The organism is Yersinia entomophaga, assembly GCF_001656035.1.
Classification (GTDB): Bacteria; Pseudomonadota; Gammaproteobacteria; order Enterobacterales; family Enterobacteriaceae; genus Yersinia; species Yersinia entomophaga.
Genome location: NZ_CP010029.1, coordinates 2,970,159 through 2,991,300 on the forward strand (window position 1 = coordinate 2,970,159; position 21,142 = coordinate 2,991,300).

The following is a 21,142-nucleotide window of genomic DNA, read 5'->3' on the forward strand; positions in this document are numbered from 1 at the left end:
AGATTCGCATAGCGGCCTTTCTCGTAGCGATACATTGTTATTTATATACAGGGTGACTTTATGGTATGTCCGCCGTCATTGCGGTTCGACGGCCAGTTATTATCAGAACCAGGTTTCCATTTGCACACCAAAGTTCCATTGGCCACCGGCGGTAAAATCATTTTTACCGAAAGCATCCTGCTGAGAGTAGTTATCCAGATCTTTGCTCCAGTCCATATAGGTAGCGAAAACGCGCAGTTCCGGACGACTGAAGAAATTCCCAATATCACCGGCTTTAAAGGTTGGTGCGAAGGTCAATTTATAGAAACCGCCGCTGACATCTTTATAGTTGTTGTAGCCCCGTGGGTCTAAATTCATATATTGGTAGGTGCCTTCGTAGGCCAGCGCAAAGTTTTCGGTAATTTCCTGAATAAAGCGGGCGTTGAATGTCACCCATTTATAGCTGTCACCTTGAACATAACGATCTTCACTCTGCTGAGCCATAATCGCCGGTGCCAGACTCCAGTTCTTGCTGAGCGGCGTGGTGCCGTAGGTGGCGATACGCCAGGTATCGGCGCTTTCGTTGAGATTGCCGTCGGAGCCAAGGCCTTTTACTTCGGCACCTAAGCCGTGGCCGTAAAGCACCGCGATTTTAGCTGTTCCTTCGCGCAGGCCGTAGAAGCTGTCGCCGTGGTAGGCCAGCATAGCGTGGAAGCCTTTCTCCGCTGCGTTATCGCTGGCGACAATGCCGTTGATTTTCCGCTGATCGTTATCCTTGGCACGCAGGCCACTTAGCATGAACTGGAATGGGCCAGCGAAGTTATTGGCAGTGAAAATGTAGTTCTGGATGTCATCATCGATGCCTTCAATGGCACCGAAATTACGACCGTAAAGTGAAAAGTTGCTTTTCAGATCTTCATTCCATTTCACATCGTAAATACCGCCGCCGGTGCCGCCGAGGAATACCACATCGCTATCCAACCAGTGAATATCAAAGTTATCCCGATCGAAACGTTTACCGGCCCACAGAGTACTGTCCTTGAATATGCCTGTGAAAGTCGGCAGAGAGCCTAATTCCACGAAAGCCTGACGCACATTGAGTTTGCTGTTATTGCCGGTCCAATCGTTATAGTCGCGCTGACCGTCTGCCAGCATCGCTTTAAAGCGAGTCGTTGCGCCGTTTGACAGAGTCTGTTTTTTCTCCAGACTCAGCTCAACGTAAGTATCGGGTTCGTTGCCCAAACGCCCAATATTGCCGCCGGTACTGCCTGCTGGCGTAACGTCCGGGCCGCCTTGGGTACGGGCACCATTACTATTCATCAGCAGCCCGGAACGGGCATAGCCGTGGAACTCAAAGCCACTTTCTGCTGGCGTTTTGCTTTCCAGCTTCTCAGTGCGCTTAGCCACTTCTACTGTTTTTTCTTCCGCCTGCGCGGTGCGTGCTTCTAATTTTTTCGCCTGTTTTTCTGCAATTTCTGCTCGTGCTTCAGCCTGTTGCGCCCGGCGCTCTGCCTGGTGTAAGCGTTGTTCCAACGCATTTAAGCGCGCTTCAATGTCACTGGTGGAAGCTGCCGTAACGCTGGTGGCCGAGCATGAGAGAATAAGTCCAATAGTTACAGCGAGATAGCTAGGTTTTATCATCATTTTTATATCACTCGATATGTGATTCGTTGTTATTTGCTAAACAGCTAAACCGGTTTTTCATGGCTAACATAATGGAGTTAACCCTGAGTTAGCAAAACATTTTGCTAACCCGTTTCAGCCATTGTGATCCAGCTTACAAATCGATCGTTTCAAACGGAGCTGGCCGGGTTTTTAGCCATAAAAAAGCGCGCCGGGATCGGCGCGCTGGAGAAGTCACTCAATGAGAGGGGGGTTAAAGCGAGGTCATTACCTGAATACCGCAGACTCCTGTGGTGCTGAATGTTCGGTTTCATCGGCGGCGACCCATTTATAAATATCACCGCGCTTTTTGCTGGCATATTTGATTTTTACCCAAGTTTTATCGGTGTTTTCCAGAACGGTTAAATCCACGATCGCGACTTGATCGCCTTTCACCAGATACATCGCTGATTTCTGAGCTTTGTTCGGTGCATTATACAGACGTAACTTTTCATTTTTCACTGTATAAACATAGGGTTCACCTTCAATCCCAATAGCCTGTTGGCTGATTTTCTTACCTTGAGGATCGTAGTATCGTTCGAAAAAAGCGAAGGTTGAAATGTCGTGATCGGGAGCAACGCCCATGTTTAATTCCATATCCGAGGCCAGATAAAGCTTCCCTTGATCATCGTATTTAAATTTGTCGCTATACCAGACTGGGCCGCCACGGCAGGATGAAATGATGGTTTTGTTTTTCTCATCCAGCGTCACATCGGAAAACTGGCCGCAGGCGCCAGGATTATTCGGTTTTAGTGCTTTAAATTGGCCTGCTTCAGGCTGCCAGAGGTAGATGAAAGTCTCAAAATTCACCATGCCGACCGGCACATCGATGGCGATATCGTTATAACCATCGAAGTTGAAATCAGTGAAACTGGCTCCCGGATTTTTACCATCATCAATAAATTCAAAACCGCCCAGTTCCTGAGTTTTTCCGGAGGGTAACAGCACCTCGAAACGCCCGCCGTCGCTATTTGATCCTTCAAACTGCTCAATAGTTAATTGCCCTTTATGGTCTTTATCAATAACAAAAGGTGTTGGTGTAGCAAAAGCTGCCACGGGTAAGACGCTGAGCAGCAAGACCGCAGACAAAGATTTCACGTTGAGTTCCTTTCAGAAAAGAAAATAGCGGGCAGGTAGGTTCAGACAGGAAATATATAGTGGGGTTGGAGGAAAGGCAAATAAGCGGTTACTGCCGAATAACTACGATAAAACAGAGAGATCCGGCAGGTATCAGCGGGCTAAACCGGGGTTTTTAAAAAATGAGCCAGTTGGCTGGAGCTTGGCAACGCGGTCATCGCGCCTTTGGCCGTGGTCGCCAGTGCGCCGCAGGCTTGAGCCTGAGCGATTGCAGCGGGAAGATCTGTGCCTTTGGCCCAGTCTTGCTGGTCAGCCAGGGCGGCCAGCAGCCCGGCGACGAAGGCATCTCCTGCGCCAGTAGTATCTACCGGAGTGACTTTGCGGCTCGGATATTGCTGCAAATCCGTGCGATTATGCAGCCATACGCCATCAGCCCCCAGCGTAACCAACAGCAGTTTGCACGGGAAGTGTGCCATTATTTGCTCTATAGCTAGGGTGGTTTCATCGGTTCCGCTGATAAATGCCAGTTCTTCCAGCGACAGTTTGACTACGTCCGCCAATTGTAGCGCCTGATGCAGGCACGGCAGCAATTCCTCCGGATTTTGCCAAATATCTTCCCGAATATTAGGATCGAAGCTGACCCAACCGCCGGCGGCTTTGATACGCTTCATCGCTTCAAATGCGGTGCTTCGACTGGGTTCACGGCTGAGCGCAATGGAGCAAACGTGAAGCCACTGATGGGCTTCAAATTCCGGTAAATCATCGGGTTGTAGGAATAAATCGGCGCTTGGATTGACCATAAAAGTAAAGGATCGCTCGCCGTTTCGATCTAAATCCACCACCACGGTTGAGGTGTGATAGTGAGGATCTTGCGTCATGTAGCGGGTATCGACATTTTCCTGCTGCAATATCTGCTGCATAAAGCGGCCAAAGCTATCGTTGCCCACTCGGCCAATAAAGGCGCTTTTACCGCCTAAACGGGCAATTCCCACGGCGACGTTTGCCGGTGCTCCGCCGGGACATTTAAGGTAACTATTTGAATTATCAGGCACCAGATCAACCACGGCATCGCCTAAAACCCACACTGAATTCTTCATGATGATCCTCAAATTTATCCGATCCTATTGGTGGCTAAAATTAGAAGAATCGGTTTAGCAAAGCAACAAAATTCCTGAAGTAATCAGAAAAAGTGAGTCATAACGTGATCTAATCGATTTTATTGCAGTGAGAAATATTGGGTAGTTTAAAAACAAAAGATATGGATTATCATTAGCGTTCGAATCTTATTATGCATTTATCAAGGATATATCATGTCCGTTAGTCTTCTCCGCGCAGCCCGCTGGCTATTGGCTTCGCTGGCGATCCTTATGTCCTGGTCTGCGTTGGCTGCACCTATTGTGGTTACCGATGTGGCGGGGCGTGAAGTGACATTGCCTCAGCCCGCCGCCAAAGTCATGTTGGCTGACGCCAGAGCCTTGCTGGCGCTGAATATTTTGCATCCGCAAACGCCGCTAAAAAATATTATTGCTTGGGATAATTCGCTAAAAGTCAAAGCGCCAGATCTGGTAGAGGCTTACGCGAAGACATTCCCTGAAATCAATAAGATTCCTATTTTTGAAAACCCCTACGTTTCTGATTTTAGCGTGGAACAAGCGGTAGTTTTCAGGCCAGATCTAATAATTTTTGATATTGGCTTGCTGGAAAAACTGAAAAGCAGCGGCGTGTTAGGGCAGTTGGAAAAAGCCGGACTGCCGGTATTAATCATCGATTTCCGTCAGCAGCCGCTCACCAATACGGTGCCAAGTATGAGATTACTCGGCAAAGTCTTTGGCGAAGAGGCGAACGCTGAATCCTTTATTCAGTTCTATCAGCAACGTTTGGATTTGGTTCGTGAGCGGGTTGCGGCCTTAAAACCAGAGCAGCGCCCCAGCGTGTTTATCGAACGCAGCGCCGGAATGAAAGGCGATGATTGTTGCAGCACTTTTGGGAAAGGCAGTTTCGGACAATTTATCGATGTTGCAGGCGGTAATAACGTTGGAAGCAAGCTGTTTCCGGCAATGGGCGGAGACGTTAACGTCGAGCAACTGATTGCCAGTAACCCGGATTTTTATCTGATGACCGGCGCTGACTGGAGTCGCGGGCACCGAGGTACTTTAGCGGTTCCGCTAGGTTATAGCACCGATGAAGCTACCACGCAGGCGCGTCTGAAACACCTGATGAATCGCACCGGCATCAGCGTGCTGCAATCGGTCAAAGATAAGAAGGTTATGGCGATTTATCATCAGTTTTACGATACGCCGTTCAACGTGATTGCCGTTGAAGCCATTGCTAAATTCCTGCATCCGGAGCTATTTAGCGATCTTGACCCTCTGGCAGATATCAAGATGTTGCATCAAAAATACACCGCGCTGGATTACAGCGGCGTGTTTTGGGTTCAGGCTAAATAATTCCTGCCACGCTCATTTCTCCTGCTAATCCTCCCCTTACGGGAGGATATTTCTGAGCCTGTTCTATTGAGGCAATATTATTTGCCATTTTGAATATTCGCTCTGCTCAAATGGCTTGTGCGCGTCATGTTTGTTTGTGGTTTTCTACGTAAACCTTTGCCGGCCAAGACTTCGACTGAAATAAACTCTGATTCGATTTATTGCCAATATCGATTTACTTGGTAAGCAGAATCATTAAGATTAGCGTTTCTAAAAAATACATTCATATACATTTCCTTTCGGAATAAACCTCATATGTTTACTTTTACTCGTCTTTCCTTGCTAGCTGCATCCATTGCGCTGGCATTGCCTACCTACGCCGCGGATAAAAAAACTCAGGCTGATGATAACCAGCCAACGGCCACTCAGGATGCACCCGCCACGGGTAAAAGCGACACGCTTTCGGTAGTGGGAAACTGGTTGGATAACACCGATAACAGTACGGTTGTGCTGAATCATCCGGGGGCGCGAACCATCGTCACCCAGCAGCGTTTGCAGGAAAAAGGTGCGCAGACTATCGGTGATTCACTGCGCGGTATTCCTGGTGTTCAGGTGCGCGAAAGCAACGGTACTGGCGGTAGCGATATTTCTCTTAACGTTGGCGTTCGTGGTTTAACTTCGCGTTTGTCACCGCGTTCCACCATTTTGCAGGATGGCATTCCGCTGGCGGTGGCTCCTTACGGACAGCCACAGCTCTCTATGGCGCCGTTATCCATCGGAAATCTACAGTCTATCGACGTGATTCGCGGCGGCGGTGCGGTACGTTATGGGCCGCAGAACGTCGGTGGAATTATTAACTTCAATACCAAAGCGATTCCTAAAGAGTTTAGCGGCGCGGTGAGCGCGCAGACTCAGGGCGCTAGCCACGGCGGCCTGAAAACCCTATCCAGCGCTTCTTTAGGCGGGACGGCGGATAACGGCTTCGGCGCGGCGTTGATGTACTCTGGTTTACACGGCCAGGGGTATCGCGATAGTAACGACAATACCGACATCGACGATTTTCTGCTGAAAACTCGTTATGAAATCACGCCTAATGATGAGCTGTTGGCCAACTTCCATTATTACGAAGCCCACGCCGGTATGCCAGGCGGCCTGACCAGTGCGCAATATGCGCAAAACCCCTTCCAGTCGACTCGACCATTCGATCAGTTCGATGGCCGTCGCCGCGATATGTCTTTCAAATATAAGCATCAGGAAGAAGATAAGCAGTTTGAATTACTGACTTATTTCACCAAAAGCTTCCGCGGTAGCAATATTGAATCTGAAGGCACTGGCAATAATGTGGGTAAAAAACGGATGGTTGCCTATCCGCGCAATTACACCACTTGGGCCATTGAGCCGAGTTATTCCCAATTATTCCATTTAGGCAGCACTTCCCATGAGGTGACGGTAGGCTATCGTTATCTGAATGAAACCATGGACGAGAAAGCATATCGTTCTGTCTGGTATGCACCGAGTTCAGCGTCTTCTACACCGGCGACGCCGGATTACTACCAACACACCTCTGGCGGCACTGAAGCCCACGCGGTGTATATCGATGATGCGGTAAACGTTGGCAACTGGACAATCACTCCGGGCCTGCGTTATGAAAAAATCAGCACTAACGTCGATGATTCTTTCTCACAAACTTCTCGTGAGAAGCATTACAGCGAGCCACTGCCATCCCTGAACCTGATGTATCATCTGTCTGATGAATGGAAGCTGTTTGCTAACGCGAATACCTCTTTTGGCAGTATGCAGTACTTCCAACTGAGCAAAGGTGGCAACGGTAACGCGCCCGCGCCGGGTCTGACCGCAGAGAAGGCGCATACCTACGAGATTGGTACTCGCTTCGACGACACACTTCTCACCGGAGAAGTGACGCTGTTCTACATTGATTTCGATAACCAACTGCAATACATCAGCAACGATATCGGCTGGACCAATCTGGGCGCGACCAAACATCAAGGGATTGAAATGGCGTTCAGTTACGATTTGAGTGAATTGAACCCGACGCTGGACGGTGTGAGCGTTTATACCAGCTATACCTACACCAAAGCGACGACCGAAGGCGGCGCGTTTGCGGGTAAAGATCTACCGTTCTATTCCCGCCAGGTATATACCGTTGGAACCCGTTACCAGACCGGAAACTGGACTTGGAATCTGGATAGCTATGCGCAATCTAAACAGCGTTCACCGGGGAGCGGCCCGATTTATATTACCGAAGAAAGCGCCGACGGCCAGTTTGGTAATATTCCGGGTTATATGGTGTGGAATACTCGCGCCGAATATAATTTCGGGCCACAGTGGTCAAATCTGACGTTAGGCGCTGGGGTAAAAAACCTATTTGACCAACGTTATTTCACTCGTTCAAATGATAACAATTCCGGCAAATATGTCGGCGAGCCGCGCACCTTCTTCGTGCAAGGTTCTGTAGCATTCTAAAGCCGTTCACCCGGCCAAATACTGGCCGGGTTTCTGATAGTGTTTCGAGCAATTTTTCCTGCTCCGCAATTTCCTTTCGCTATTTCGTGCAGCCATCCTTTCAAAAAAATTATGCCTGAAACAGCAGAAATAACATTCTATAAAAATAGTTACTAAACTAAATTAGCCGCGTTTAGATAGTCAAAATATACCTCGAGCGCGATAAGTTACGTGAATTATTTTCACAATAAACCGACTGATTCATTCCAATAAACTCAACGCATTTTTAATGTACTTATTTAATGGTTTGTATGACTAAATAAATTTTTTATCCCGTTTGGCGTGGTGAAATCCAATGTCTGCGGGGAGCGCTCTGGTATTTAACTGGCAGGGCAAATACATCGCCCCACAGGAAAGAGATAGTCTGGCTGACAACCGATATTTAGTGGACGGATTCCGCGGTAGCGAGCGTATCGCTGGCGAAAGCGACTTTATTGCGACCGTTTTTCTTGGCTTGATACAGTGCTTCATCCGCGGCTTTCAGCGAAGCTGGCAAATCCAAGGGTTGCAGCGGTGAAATGCCGGCGCTGAGCGTGACCGTAGTGGATACTTTATGATTGAAAACGTGGGGAATATCCAGCCCTAGTACGCGCTGGCGAACGCGCTCCGCCAGCTGTGAGGCGTATTCTTCGCTAACGTGGGTCAGCAATACCAGAAACTCTTCTCCACCGAAGCGCACCACGATATCTCGTGAACGCACAGCATCGCGAATGGCTGCAGCAACCCGCACCAAAGCCTGATCGCCCATGGTATGACCGTAGTTGTCGTTATAGGCCTTGAAATGGTCAATATCCAGCAACAAAACATAATGATTACCCGGCGACTGCGTTAGCAGGCTTTCCAGCTTACTTTCCAGGCCGCGTCGGTTATAAAGATTAGTTAATGGGTCTATCATGCTTAAATCACTGAATTTTTCTCGTTCATTATATAAATGGGCGACCAATTTTCGGGTGAATTCATCGCTGCGGCGCAGCATAAGATGATGTAAGCAAAAACCAATGAGTGGCAGCATAACAGTGAATATAATGCGGAAAATATTCTGGAAATCGTCCAGAAAAATCACGGCAATCGCCGCTGGCGCTGAATGTAAACAAAAGGCGATAAAGTTATCGGAAAGCGCGATAGTGCTGATAAAGAAAATTGTAAACAGGCTGATCAATAAGAAGTTATTTTCGTCTCGCCCCAAATATTCATATTTTAGAATGATTTGCCATGTCCACAGAATACCGAGAATAAATGCGAATATATTCAGTTTATTCGCATAATCCTTCGAAAAAAATATGTTAAATAACAATGCACTAATGCTGAGAATAGCAATCAATACCACCGGCAAAGTAAATGCTGGAGTGTAGTGAGCCGGTAATAACATATTAAAAATAGATGAAGACGCATTTAAAAATAAAAAGAGCAGTAAAGAGAGCCGATGCTTACTTTTCAATAGCTGATCGTAGGAATGGCCGTTCATATTAAATTCACTCTGTGTATGTAATGCTGTCCGCAGACAAATAAACAATATCCTCATGCCGCCTGATTTAAGGGGCACGATAAATAGTTTTTCTTTGAAATTATTCTGATTTAAATCTTTTTAAGATTTTTCTTAATACAAAATTACCATCTTTGGATCGGCATGTCATCATGATGTCGAGCTGCTACGCAAAATGATGCACTTAACTACAGAGTGTTATATGATATTGGTTATCATTATCACTTAGTGTGGGGGTATTATCATGATTGGAGCGACAATAGCAGCCTGCCGGTCGTGGAGGCTGAACGATTTCTTACTGAGTCGAATGGCCAGCGGATGGGGTGTTTTACTGCCTTGTGCGCTTTTACCTTTGCTGGGTTGGGGGGATTTTAGCGTGACCGAACTGCGTGGCATTATTGTCGCCGCGATGTTGGCAACGTTGAGTATGCTGTACCACCCGCGCCTGCGCCATTTTCTGTTGATTCCTTCCTGCCTGGCAATGGCTGGCGGTCTACTCGCAGTTTTGACACATCTATGAATACGGGCTGAATGACGGCGTATTTAGGGCAAAATAGGGAAGTTTTTTTGGGAAGATAACCAAGTGCTTTCGAGCGAGTACCGCTAAGTGAGCTATAGCCACATGCTATATCACTTGCACATACCAAGAAGGGAGAAAACCGAGGAATTCAATCAGTGTGGTGCGAAGGGAGGGACTTGAACCCTCACGTCCGTAAGAACACTAACACCTGAAGCTAGCGCGTCTACCAATTCCGCCACCATCGCACATCTGATTGTTTTTACTGCTTTAATTTATGTCACCAGCTTGGTGCGAAGGGAGGGACTTGAACCCTCACGTCCGTAAGAACACTAACACCTGAAGCTAGCGCGTCTACCAATTCCGCCACCATCGCATGATGCTGTGTAACATAAATCTTGTGATTGTTTGGTGCGAAGGGAGGGACTTGAACCCTCACGTCCGTAAGAACACTAACACCTGAAGCTAGCGCGTCTACCAATTCCGCCACCATCGCGTACCATGTTCATCACTTTTGTGATGCAACCACGGGGGCGAATTCTAGAGATTTTCCTGTTCAGGTCAATACTTATTTCCCTTTATCGGGACGGTTGCTGTAAAAAACAGCATATCCGCAGTTATTCGGCTGATTCATTGAGATATCGGGCTTTTCAGCGCTATTTTTCGTCAGCATTACTGATGAGTTCATCGGAAATTAAAAGCTTTCTCATCAATAAGAAGCCTGAAATATGTGAGAGAGTTCGGGTTGAAAGGCGGGCAAAGTACGGAATAAGTGAGTAAACGGTGTTTACGCCATGCGGCAGCGGCTATGCGCTGCAACATGACGTGCTGATCTTGAAAATTTCAACGTTAGCGTATTCAAACGCCAAATTATTACAGTATCAGATTATTAACGTTTGGCTTTTGCGCGGGGAGCGCGGCCAACGGTCGCCTGATAAACCTTAAAACGACCATTTTGTGCCAGTACTTCATGGCTGCCAAACGCGGCATCCAGCAGCGCCGGATAAGGCAGGAAAGAGTTAGCCACAATGCGCAGCTTGCCACCAACGTGCAAATGACCGGTTGCACCACGAATGAGCATTTCTGCCGCGTGGAAACTGGTTTGTAACCCATCATGGAACGGCGGGTTGGAAATGATCATATCGAAACGCCCCTGAATGTCAGAGTAAACGTTACTCGCGATCACTTCAGCTTCGATTTCGTTGGCAGCCAAGGTTGCCCGGCTGGCTTCAATGGCCGCTGCGCTAACGTCGCTCAGAGTCCATTTAATCTTCGGTGACTGTTTGGATAATACCGAAGCCAATACGCCTGCACCGCAGCCGACGTCCAGCACGCGACCTTTAAAAGGTTCGTTGAAGGTGGAGAGCAGCAGGTAGCTGCCGGAATCCAGCGCGTCTTTACTGAACACGCCCGGCAGGGTTTTGATGGTGACATCATCAACCTGATAGCTATGCCACCAGCCTTCCGGATCAAATTCAGGCTGTTTATCTAAACGCGCATGGTACAAACCGCAGCGGCGCGCGCTGTCGATTTTGGTCAACGTGGCAAAATCACTCAGCATTTCTTCTGCGCTACGTACGCCACAGCGGTTTTCACCGACGATAAAAATATCGGTGCCGATTGGCAGCATAGACAGCAGATTAGCCAGTTGGAACTGAGCTTCTTGCTTGCTTTTTGGCCAGTAGTAAATCAGCGTATCACTTTGCGCCAGAAAATCGGCGTCAGCCAGCAGACCGAATTGAACATTGTCTTCCAGCGTATTGCTCAGTAATTGCCAGTGGTGATATTGGTTAGTGTGAACACGCACCTCGGCGGCTTCGAACTGCGCCGGTAACGCGTCCTGTAGGTCGCCTGCAAAAATCACGCGGCGTTGAATAAACTCATCACTATGGCGCAGCATCACTTCACTGGCTGGGGTTAATGCGGACATCAGTCGTTGGCTCCTTAATAATATGATCGGGGATTATAGAGGTTTGTTGGCGCATATTCGATGTGTTTGCTAGCATAGCGCCGAAACACGGGTATCTTGACAGGAAATAGCATGGCATCAAGACGAGACTGGCTATTGCAGCAGCTTGGCATTACGCAGTGGACGCTACGCCGTCCCGCCGTGTTGCAAGGCGAAATTGCAGTAAGTTTACCCGAGGATATTCGCCTGCTTATTGTGGCGGAAACGCTCCCCGGTCAGGACGATCCTTTGCTGTGTGATATCGTGCGCAGCCTTGGCCTGAGTGCCGCTCAGATATATAGCCTGACGCCGGATCAGGTGGCGATGCTGCCGGAAGATACGCAGTGTAATAGTTGGCGATTGGGTATCAGCGAGCCGCTTGCGCTGGCCGGTGCACAATTACACAGCCCGGCGTTGACCGAGCTTTATCAAGATGCGGGCGCGAAGCGCGCACTTTGGCAGCAGATTTGTCACCATGAAGCAGATTTCTATCCTGACGCCAGCCGATCTGGCCACCGCGTATCAGATTGAGCAAGCCAGCCACGAATTTCCGTGGACGGAAAAAACCCTGTTCAGTAATCAGGGCGAACGTTATCTCAACTATAAGCTGACGGTCGATCAGCAAATGGCCGGTTTCGCGATTACGCAAATTGTATTGGACGAAGCCACGCTGTTTAATATCGCCATTGATCCGCAGCATCAGCGCCAAGGCTACGGCCGCTTACTGCTTGAACATTTGATTGAACAGTTGGAGACGCGTGATGTAGTCACACTTTGGCTGGAGGTAAGAGCCTCAAACGCCCGCGCCATCGCGCTGTATGACAGCCTTGGCTTTAATGAAGTATCGGTGCGGCGTAACTACTATCCCAGCGCGAATGGGCGCGAAGATGCCATTATGATGGCGTTACCTTTGGCTTAAAGCCGGTTTCGCTGTCGCAGGTATTTTCATCGATTGTCTATCCCGGTTAAATCAGGGAAAATATCGCGCTATAACACTGATTCTCGCTTTCCTGAATCATGCATGACTCCGAGTGATGCCAGAGCAGGGCGGCCCAAAGTAGAAATATCTAACTATGTCTCCAAGTGAATATGCACAAGAAGTGGCGAAAAGACGTACTTTCGCCATTATTTCCCACCCTGATGCCGGTAAAACCACCATCACTGAAAAAGTGTTGCTGTTCGGACAGGCTATCCAAACCGCCGGTACGGTAAAAGGCCGTGGCTCCAATAACCACGCCAAATCCGACTGGATGGAAATGGAGAAACAGCGCGGTATCTCCATCACCACCTCGGTGATGCAGTTCCCGTATAAGGAATGCCTGGTAAACCTGCTGGACACCCCGGGGCATGAAGACTTCTCCGAAGATACTTACCGTACTCTAACCGCCGTCGACTGCTGTTTGATGGTTATTGATGCGGCAAAAGGGGTAGAAGATCGTACCCGTAAGCTGATGGAAGTGACCCGCCTGCGCGATACGCCGATTCTGACCTTTATGAACAAATTGGATCGTGATATTCGTGATCCGATGGAAGTGCTGGATGAAGTGGAACGCGAACTGAAAATTGCCTGTTCTCCAATCACTTGGCCAATTGGCTGCGGTAAGTTGTTTAAAGGGGTTTACCACCTCTATAAAGATGAAACTTATCTGTACCAGACCGGTAAAGGCCACACCATTCAGGAAGTCCGGATTGTTAAAGGCCTGAATAACCCAGAGCTGGACGTTGCTGTAGGTGAAGATCTGGCCAAACAGTTCCGTCAGGAGCTGGAACTGGTGCAGGGCGCTTCCCATGAGTTCGATCATGAGGCTTTCCTGACCGGTGATTTAACGCCGGTCTTCTTCGGTACCGCATTAGGTAACTTTGGCGTGGATCACATGCTGGACGGCCTGGTTTCCTGGGCTCCGGCACCGATGCCGCGTAAAACCGACGTGCGTGAAGTGGTGGCGTCAGAAGAGAAATTCACCGGTTTCGTATTTAAAATTCAGGCCAATATGGACCCGAAACACCGTGACCGCGTGGCCTTTATGCGTGTAGTTTCCGGCCGATACGTAAAAGGTATGAAACTGCGTCAGGTTCGTACCAAGAAAGACGTTGTGATTTCTGATGCGTTGACTTTTATGGCCGGCGACCGTTCCCATGTGGAGGAGGCTTTTGCTGGAGATATCATCGGCTTGCACAACCACGGAACCATTCAGATTGGTGATACCTTCACTCAAGGTGAAGATATGAAGTTCACCGGTATCCCGAACTTTGCGCCAGAGCTATTCCGTCGTATTCGTCTGCGCGATCCGCTGAAGCAGAAACAATTGTTGAAAGGTCTGGTTCAGCTGTCAGAAGAAGGTGCGGTACAGGTATTCCGCCCAATCTCCAACAACGACCTGATCGTCGGTGCGGTAGGGGTGCTACAGTTTGAGGTGGTATCTTCCCGGCTGAAAAGTGAATACAACGTTGAAGCAGTATACGAATCGGTCAATGTTTCCACCGCCCGTTGGGTTGAGTGCAACGACGTGAAGAAATTCGAAGAGTTCAAACGTAAGAATGAGCTGAATCTGGCGCTGGATGGTGGCGATAATCTGAGCTATATCGCTCCAACCATGGTCAACCTGAATATTACTCAAGAGCGTTATCCGGACGTTATTTTCCGTAAAACTCGCGAGCATTAATCTCAGCTGTATCCCTTATAATTCGGGGCATCCACTGCCCCGAATCTTTAGTTTTCCTCATCATTTATACCTCTAAGATTCATCCTACTAATCTTCCGATGTTGCCCCTTTAGGCGGATTCCTACTGTCTTTTTTTATCTGTGGTCTATATTTATAAGCGTGTTAGGCAATCGTTCAGATAAAAACAGTATTCTGAATCAATCAGTTAAGCTTTTGTTTGTTCATTGCCAAACGACAGGTTTAATTCTGTTAAATCAGTCAGTAAGCGAAAATGTGCTCTGGATTAAGCGTTATTGTCAGTTGTAGCAGGCAGTTTTGCTTCAGTTTGTTAATCCGGACTTTGTTTATGGCTGAATTTAATGGTGTTTTAGGCAGGCATCGCAATTGTGGATTGCAATTGCAGTATGTCTGACCGAGCAAGCTCAATTTTTGCCCGTTTGGAAATATTGAAGCTACAGTAATTGTGAAGTATCCATTGAGTGAGCCACGAAAACGGTGGCGAAACAACTGACACTGACTGGCTTCACACCAAAAAGGAAAAATCGATGAAAAACACTACATTTGCACGTTCAGTGATGGCTGTTGTTTTAGGTTCTGCGTTGGTTAGCGGAAGCGTAATGGCTGAAGACACTTTACTCAATAAAGCATCCAGCACGATAGACAGCACCGGTGCGAAAATCGATAGCTCCATGAAAAAAGTTGATAATTACATGGATGAGAGCGCAACTACGGCTAAAGTTAAAAGTGCATTAGTTGAGGATAAAACTATTAAGAGCGGCGATATCTCGGTGAAAACTGAAAATGGCGTTGTTGTTCTGAGTGGTTTTGTATCCAGCCAGGCTGAAGCCGAGCGTGCGGTTGCTGTCGCAAGCAAGGTAGAAGGCGTGAAATCTGTCAGTGATAAGCTGCATGTAAAAGATCAGAAAACACAATCAGTTGGTGAATATGCCGGTGACGCAACCACGACCAGCAAAGTAAAAGCCAAACTGTTGGCCGATGATATCGTTCCATCGCGCAAAATTACCGTAGAAACCACCGCTGGTGTCGTCCTATTGACGGGCGACGTAGAAAATAAAGCGCAAGCTGAGCGGGCTGAAAGCATCGCGAAAGCCATCGACGGTGTGAAAAGTGTAAAAAACGATCTGAACATTAAGCCTTAATACTTCCACAGACGGTCTGTGGAGTAGCAGGCCGTTCTGAAGAGCTTAAAACCCAGAGTTGACCCGTTAGTCGTTGCTGAAGCGCTCTATGGATGGGGCTTTTTGAAGCTACAAATACCACAGTAAGCGTGTTGTTCAGCACTACAGCGGGTCAATTTTATTGAGATACGGATGGAAGGAGAGGGCTTATGTTTCGTTGGGGCATTATTTTTCTGGTAATAGCGTTGATTGCTGCGGCGCTGGGTTTCGGTGGGTTAGCCGGTACGGCGGCCTGGGCCGCCAAAGTGGTATTCGTCGTCGGTATCATACTCTTCTTAATCAGTTTGTTTACCGGACGTAAACGTCTTTAGCTAGCGTAGGAAGATTTTTACATTCTTGTTTTTATGCTGGAAAGCCGCTGTCATTAACAGCGGCTTTTTAATGGGCCAAATGAAGCTATTTAAGAAACCACCAATAGCGAATTAAGACGACATCATTAGCAAAAAGAGTCTGTTTTTCCGATGTTAATCGGTGATTTACTGGGCGTAAAACTGGCTATCAGCAATGATTCTTTACAAGAAGATTAACGAAAGCGCGTAAGACAAGCTATTCTCGGGGTCTATTGCTACTCACTAAGGATGGATGGTGGGACACAGAATACCTATCACGCTGGGCAATATTGAGCCATTAGCGTACAAACCCTATCAGCCCGGGAAAATGGCGTTGGTATGTGAAGGGGGCGGGCAGCGGGGGATTTTTACCGCCGGGGTGCTGGATGAATTTCAGCGAGCCCGCTTTAATCCATTCGATTTAATGATAGGTACTTCCGCCGGTGCGCAGAATCTATCCGCTTTCATCTGTGACCAGCCGGGCTATGCTCGTCGGGTTATCACGCGTTATACCACCAGTGCGAATTTCTTTAATCCTTTGCGCTTTGTTCGTGGCGGCCACCTGATCGATCTCGATTGGCTGGTCAATATCACCTCTGAGCAATTGCCGCTAGCTATTGATCATGCGGAAAAGCATTTGTCCAATGGACGTGAATTCTTGATGTGCGCCTGCCGCAGCGATGATTTCACGCCGACTTATATCGCGCCCAATAGAGAAAACTGGCTGCCGGCGATTAAAGCCTCCAGCGCCATTCCTGGATTTTATCGTTCAGGGGTGGAAATGGATGGAATCAGTTATCTGGACGGTGGTATCAGCGATGCCATACCGGTGGAGGAAGCTCATCGTCGCGGCGCAGATACCATTGTCGTGATTCGCACAGTGCCTTCGCAAATGTATTACACCCCGCAGTGGATGAAGCGCATGGAGCATTGGTTTAGCGAAAGCAGCCTGCAACAAATGGTGCGAATTATGCAGCAACACGAGCATAGCTATCATCGCATTCAAAAGTTTATTGAAAAGCCGCCGGGGAAATTACGGGTGTTTGAAATTTTCCCACCTAAGCCGCTAGCCAGTAACGCTTTGGGCAGTAAAATAGCTTCGCTAAATCGGGATTATCATTTGGGACGCCGCTGTGGTCGTTATTTTTTAGCAACCGTGGGCCACTGGTTATTGCCTCGAGATAAAAGGCCGGATGATAAGAGTAAGGTGGTTTTCTCTCGTCGTTTAATTAAACCCCGCCATGACATTCAGCCTGAAATTGTAGCCTCGTCATTGCTGACTGAATCGGGTCAATTTGCTGAAACGGGGAAAATCTTACCCGCCGAGAATATGCCGTTAGCAAAGGGGCTTATTTTACCGGCTAAGCTTAGAAATAAAGTGGCGCAGGTGATTTCTGATTTCACTCCACCGGTCAAAGCAAAAAAATCTAAAGGTGATAAGGCGTAATGTCAGGTTCTAACAGCAGCGCAGCTTATTTTATTGATACTCACTGTCATTTCGATTTTCCGCCGTTTAGCGGAGCGGAGGTGGCTAGTCTGACATCGGCTGCGCAGGCGAACGTTCGGCAAATCATTGTACCCGCTGTAGAAGCCGAATATTTCGATCGCATACAGGCTTTAGCTAATGATTATCCGGCGCTGTTTGCCGCTCTGGGAATGCACCCGCTGTATATCGACAGGCATCAGGAGCCGCATCTGACTTTACTGGATCAGCGGCTGTCGCAGAGATCGCCAAAAGTGGTTGCAGTGGGCGAGATTGGGCTGGATCTGTATATGGAAAATCCGCAGTTCTCTCGCCAATTGGCGTTATTACAAGCGCAGCTTAAATTAGCTAAACGGTATGATTTACCAGTGATTTTGCATTCTCGCCGCACTCACGATCAACTGGCCGCGGCGCTGCGTAAAGCCGATCTGCCGCGCACCGGTGTAGTACATGGTTTTGCCGGCAGTCTGGTACAAGCGCAGGCGTTTATTAAATTAGGCTATTACATCGGCGTGGGTGGCACTATTAGCTATGAGCGAGCGCAGAAAACCAGAAAAGTGATGGCCGAGTTACCGCTGGAAGCGCTGTTGCTGGAAACCGATGCGCCGGATATGCCGCTGGCCGGTTTTCAGGGACAACCGAATCGCCCTGAACGCACGGCGGACGTGTTCACTGTGCTGTGTGAATTACGATCCGAACCAGCGGATGTCATTGCGCAGCAGCTTTATGCCAACAGTGTGCGTTTGTTTAATCTTCCTCCGGCGTAATACCTTTCATTTCACCGCGCAGTTGTGCTGACTACCTCCATTCATCCCCGAGACTTAGTCGGCTAAGCTCCCAACCACTCACTCAGCTGCCGCGTGGCTGCAACGAAAAATGAACGGATGGCTAACAACGGGCTGAACGTCATTGAAGCCCCTGAATGAGTTACTTAGCGTGGTAACATCCTAACTACTAATAACGGCTATAATTATGTGAATCTGATCACGTTTCCAGTCATTTGGTTGCTTCTTTGTGTGTTTATTTGTGACAGGGATTGTTTGCGATTTGAGCCATGACGCTATAATCCCCCCGAATTCAAAAAAGAAATATGTGGTCTGAACGCATATTAAATCGTGTCATTCTCCATTTAATACATACACAGGGAACATCAGATGCAACCCATCATGAGTTTGGTCGGGATGGCGGTACTGATATTAATTGCTGTCTTACTCTCGAGTAACTTTAGGGCTATTAATATCCGCACCGTCGTAGGCGCTTTTATTATCCAGATTGGCGTCGGAGCATTGGTTTTGTATGTGCCGATCGGTCGCCGTATTTTGGGCGGAATGTCCGAAGGCGTAGCGAATGTGATCGCCTATGGTAACGAAGGGATTTCATTTATTTTCGGCGGACTGGTCTCCGACAAGATGTTTGAAGTTTTCGGCGGCGGTGGCTTTGTTTTCGCCCTGCGCGTTCTGCCGGTTATCGTCTTTTTCTCCTCACTGATCGCGGTACTTTATTACCTCGGAATCATGCAGCTGGTGATTCGCGTACTGGGTGGCGGCCTGCAAAAACTGCTGGGGACTTCCCGCACTGAATCCCTGTCGGCTACCGCGAATATCTTCGTTGGTCAGACAGAAGCGCCGTTGGTGGTACGTCCGTACATCTCTACCATGACACAATCTGAGCTGTTTGCCGTGATGTGCGGTGGCCTGGCGTCGGTTGCGGGTTCAGTATTGGCGGGTTATGCGCAAATGGGCGTGCCGTTGGAATACCTGATTGCCGCGTCCTTTATGGCCGCGCCAGGTGGCTTGCTGTTTGCCAAATTGATGGTGCCGGAAACTGAAAAAACGCACGATCACGAAGATGCAACCAAGCTGATTCCTGAAGCCGATCGCCCAGCGAACGTCATCGATGCAGCGGCAACCGGTGCGGCTTCCGGTATGCAATTGGCGTTGAACGTGGGTGCAATGCTGTTGGCATTCATCGCGTTAATCGCTTTGTTGAACGGCATTTTAGGCGGTATTGGCGGCTGGTTTGATTATCCGCAGCTCTCGCTGGAATTGATTCTAGGCTGGGTATTCTCGCCAATTGCTTTCCTGATTGGCGTGCCGTGGAGCGAAGCGACGGTGGCGGGTTCCTTTATCGGTCAGAAGATTATCGTCAATGAATTCGTGGCCTTTATGAACTTCGGTCAGTATTTGAAAGCCGATGAGTTGGTTATTGCCGCTGGTTTGCCAGTACTTTCCGATCATACCAAAGCCATTATTTCTTTTGCTCTGTGCGGTTTTGCCAACCTTTCATCCGTGGCAATTCTGTTGGGCGGTCTGGGCAGCATGGCGCCGAATCGCCGTCATGACATTGCTCGTTTCGGTTTGAAAGCGGTGGCAGCAGGGACTTTATCTAATCTGATGAGCGCCACCATTGCCGGTTTCTTCCTGGCTCTGTAATTCATATCGATTTGTAAAATATAATATTCTGCAAAGGTAGATTGTTTGTAGAATAGCGTGCTGGCGGGGACGGTTATCACCCGCCAGCCTGTTTTTCCCTTCCGGTGACTCAGGCCGTTTGTGCGTATTGTCATCACCGTCGTCGCACGGAATTAGATGAATAGGCTATTCTTGATGCGAGAGCGAAAGATAGTCTGCACTTATCGATAAATCAGGTTATTTTGTGACTCAATTCACATATAATTCAGACCTGTTACAAATAACTATTAATTAATGTGAGTATTAACACATCTCATTTGAGCGCTTCATGCTCAAATAGAGACAGCTGGCTTTTCTTGTGGAAAAGCTAAGTGCGGTGAGATGGATCTCAGTTGCCGCTGCGGGAGCAAATCCCAAGGGCGCTATCTTCAAGGAACCAAGTCCGCTCGCCAACGTGTTGAGCTGCATGGCCTGGAATTTCCATAGGAAATTGCCGTCAGTTCATAAATGAATGCTCGGTTTTGGCGCGGTGCCGAAGCTGAAATAGAGTTGGAGAGTTTTATGACCGATTTAACCGCCAGCGCGAAACGTGCGCTCAGTTTGATGGATTTGACCACTCTGAATGACGACGATACCGATCAAAAGGTTATCGATCTTTGTCATCAGGCAAAAACCCCTGCGGGTCATACTGCGGCTGTCTGCATTTATCCTCGTTTTATTCCGATTGCTCGTAAAACGCTACGGGAACAGGGTACCCCTGAGATCCGTATTGCCACAGTGACCAATTTCCCGCATGGCAATGACGATATCGACATTGCTTTGACCGAGACCCGCGCGGCTATTGCCTACGGCGCCGATGAAGTAGACGTGGTGTTCCCATATCGCGCGCTGATGGCTGGTAACGATAAAGTGGGCTTCGAGCTGGTAAAAGTGTGCAAAGAGGCCTGTGCCGCCGCCAACGTATTGCTGAAAGTCATCATCGAAACCGGTGAATTGAAACAGCAACATTTGATCCGTCAGGCTTCTGAAATTGCGATTAAAGCGGGCGCTGATTTCATTAAAACCTCAACCGGGAAAGTACCGGTGAACGCGACGCTGGAAAGTGCGGAAATCATGATTCGCACCATTCACGATTTGGGCGTAGGCAAAGAAGTCGGCTTCAAACCTGCTGGCGGTGTGCGTACTGCAGAAGACGCGGCTGCATTCCTGAAACTGGCGGACGGTATCATGGGCGAAGGTTGGGCGGATGCGCGCCATTTCCGCTTCGGTGCATCCAGCCTGTTAGCCAGCTTGCTGACCACTTTAGGTCATCACAGCACAGCCAAACCCGGCGGTTATTAATTATTGCAGATGCACGACGGGCACTGCGCCCGCCGTGTTGCTATTGCTGAAAAGGCACAATGCGCTTTTCGATTTCCCATTCAGGTCAAGCAGGGGGATGC

17 protein-coding genes and 3 tRNA genes are annotated in these 21,142 nt (G+C 48.5%); 12 read left to right on the plus strand and 8 right to left on the minus strand.

Annotated features, from left to right (window positions below; translation table 11 throughout):
* Positions 1-102: 102 nt before the first annotated feature.
* The 3 genes from PL78_RS13495 to PL78_RS13505 all read right to left on the minus strand — a co-directional run bounded on the left by PL78_RS13495 (position 103) and on the right by PL78_RS13505 (position 3,815).
* On the minus strand, positions 103-1,623 hold the full coding sequence (locus PL78_RS13495; protein WP_084414336.1) for a carbohydrate porin: 1,521 nt from the start codon (positions 1,621-1,623) through the stop codon (positions 103-105).
* A gap of 246 nt (positions 1,624-1,869) precedes the next feature.
* On the minus strand, positions 1,870-2,739 hold the full coding sequence (locus tag PL78_RS13500) for an SH3 domain-containing protein (protein ID WP_064516263.1): 870 nt from the start codon (positions 2,737-2,739) through the stop codon (positions 1,870-1,872).
* 140 nt (positions 2,740-2,879) lie between these two features.
* On the minus strand, positions 2,880-3,815 hold the full coding sequence (locus PL78_RS13505; RefSeq protein ID WP_064516265.1) for an aminoimidazole riboside kinase: 936 nt from the start codon (positions 3,813-3,815) through the stop codon (positions 2,880-2,882).
* Positions 3,816-4,028: 213 nt separating this feature from the next.
* Here PL78_RS13505 and PL78_RS13510 point away from each other — a divergent pair, with 213 nt between their 5' ends.
* Together PL78_RS13510 and PL78_RS13515 are read left to right on the plus strand one after the other, a co-directional pair.
* Positions 4,029-5,165, plus strand: a complete 1,137-nt coding sequence (locus tag PL78_RS13510; protein WP_064516267.1) for an ABC transporter substrate-binding protein — start codon at positions 4,029-4,031, stop codon at positions 5,163-5,165.
* A gap of 294 nt (positions 5,166-5,459) precedes the next feature.
* A complete protein-coding gene (locus PL78_RS13515) occupies positions 5,460-7,628 on the plus strand; it encodes a TonB-dependent receptor family protein (protein WP_064516269.1) in 2,169 nt (722 codons plus the stop codon).
* A 421-nt stretch (positions 7,629-8,049) separates the two neighbouring features.
* Here the strand turns inward: PL78_RS13515 and PL78_RS13520 are convergent, their stop codons facing one another.
* The gene (locus tag PL78_RS13520; protein WP_064516271.1) at positions 8,050-9,132 is read right to left on the minus strand and encodes a GGDEF domain-containing protein; all 1,083 of its coding nucleotides are present in this window, start codon (positions 9,130-9,132) and stop codon (positions 8,050-8,052) included.
* Between the two features lie 262 nt (positions 9,133-9,394).
* Here PL78_RS13520 and PL78_RS13525 point away from each other — a divergent pair, with 262 nt between their 5' ends.
* Complete coding sequence (locus PL78_RS13525; protein WP_064516273.1) at positions 9,395-9,670, plus strand: DUF1435 family protein; 276 nt, start codon at positions 9,395-9,397, stop codon at positions 9,668-9,670.
* Between the two features lie 158 nt (positions 9,671-9,828).
* Here PL78_RS13525 and PL78_RS13530 read toward each other — a convergent pair.
* The 4 genes from PL78_RS13530 to rsmC all read right to left on the minus strand — a co-directional run bounded on the left by PL78_RS13530 (position 9,829) and on the right by rsmC (position 11,597).
* Positions 9,829-9,915 (minus strand) — tRNA-Leu (locus PL78_RS13530).
* A gap of 41 nt (positions 9,916-9,956) precedes the next feature.
* Positions 9,957-10,043, minus strand: a tRNA-Leu gene (locus tag PL78_RS13535).
* A 33-nt stretch (positions 10,044-10,076) separates the two neighbouring features.
* A tRNA-Leu gene (locus tag PL78_RS13540) sits at positions 10,077-10,163 on the minus strand.
* Positions 10,164-10,556: 393 nt separating this feature from the next.
* Entirely contained in the window at positions 10,557-11,597 is a 1,041-nt protein-coding gene (gene rsmC, locus PL78_RS13545) for a 16S rRNA (guanine(1207)-N(2))-methyltransferase RsmC (protein WP_064516275.1), read from the minus strand.
* A 111-nt stretch (positions 11,598-11,708) separates the two neighbouring features.
* On the opposite strand from rsmC, the gene PL78_RS13550 reads away from it, so the two are divergent.
* The 9 genes from PL78_RS13550 (at position 11,709) to deoC (ending at position 21,041) form a co-directional block, all read left to right on the plus strand.
* Complete coding sequence (locus PL78_RS13550; RefSeq protein ID WP_064516277.1) at positions 11,709-12,146, plus strand: DNA polymerase III subunit psi; 438 nt, start codon at positions 11,709-11,711, stop codon at positions 12,144-12,146.
* A complete protein-coding gene (gene rimI, locus PL78_RS13555) occupies positions 12,091-12,534 on the plus strand; it encodes a ribosomal protein S18-alanine N-acetyltransferase (protein WP_064516279.1) in 444 nt (147 codons plus the stop codon). Before PL78_RS13550 ends, rimI begins: the two co-directional genes overlap by 56 nt.
* A 154-nt stretch (positions 12,535-12,688) precedes the next feature.
* Positions 12,689-14,278, plus strand: coding sequence for a peptide chain release factor 3 (gene prfC, locus PL78_RS13560; protein ID WP_064516281.1), 1,590 nt, complete (start codon positions 12,689-12,691; stop codon positions 14,276-14,278).
* A gap of 545 nt (positions 14,279-14,823) precedes the next feature.
* On the plus strand, positions 14,824-15,438 hold the full coding sequence (gene osmY, locus PL78_RS13565; RefSeq protein WP_064516283.1) for a molecular chaperone OsmY: 615 nt from the start codon (positions 14,824-14,826) through the stop codon (positions 15,436-15,438).
* A 188-nt stretch (positions 15,439-15,626) separates the two neighbouring features.
* Entirely contained in the window at positions 15,627-15,788 is a 162-nt protein-coding gene (locus PL78_RS13570; protein WP_004389381.1) for a DUF1328 domain-containing protein, read from the plus strand.
* Positions 15,789-16,059: 271 nt separating this feature from the next.
* Positions 16,060-17,253: a patatin-like phospholipase family protein gene (locus PL78_RS13575; protein ID WP_064516286.1), complete on the plus strand. Its 1,194-nt coding sequence runs from the start codon at positions 16,060-16,062 to the stop codon at positions 17,251-17,253.
* A complete protein-coding gene (locus PL78_RS13580) occupies positions 17,253-18,056 on the plus strand; it encodes a TatD family hydrolase (protein WP_064516288.1) in 804 nt (267 codons plus the stop codon). The genes PL78_RS13575 and PL78_RS13580 overlap by 1 nt, the downstream gene beginning before the upstream one ends.
* 399 nt (positions 18,057-18,455) lie before the next feature.
* Entirely contained in the window at positions 18,456-19,721 is a 1,266-nt protein-coding gene (locus tag PL78_RS13585; protein WP_179207938.1) for a NupC/NupG family nucleoside CNT transporter, read from the plus strand.
* A gap of 540 nt (positions 19,722-20,261) precedes the next feature.
* Positions 20,262-21,041, plus strand: a complete 780-nt coding sequence (gene deoC / locus PL78_RS13590; RefSeq protein ID WP_064518433.1) for a deoxyribose-phosphate aldolase — start codon at positions 20,262-20,264, stop codon at positions 21,039-21,041.
* Positions 21,042-21,142 lie beyond the last annotated feature (101 nt).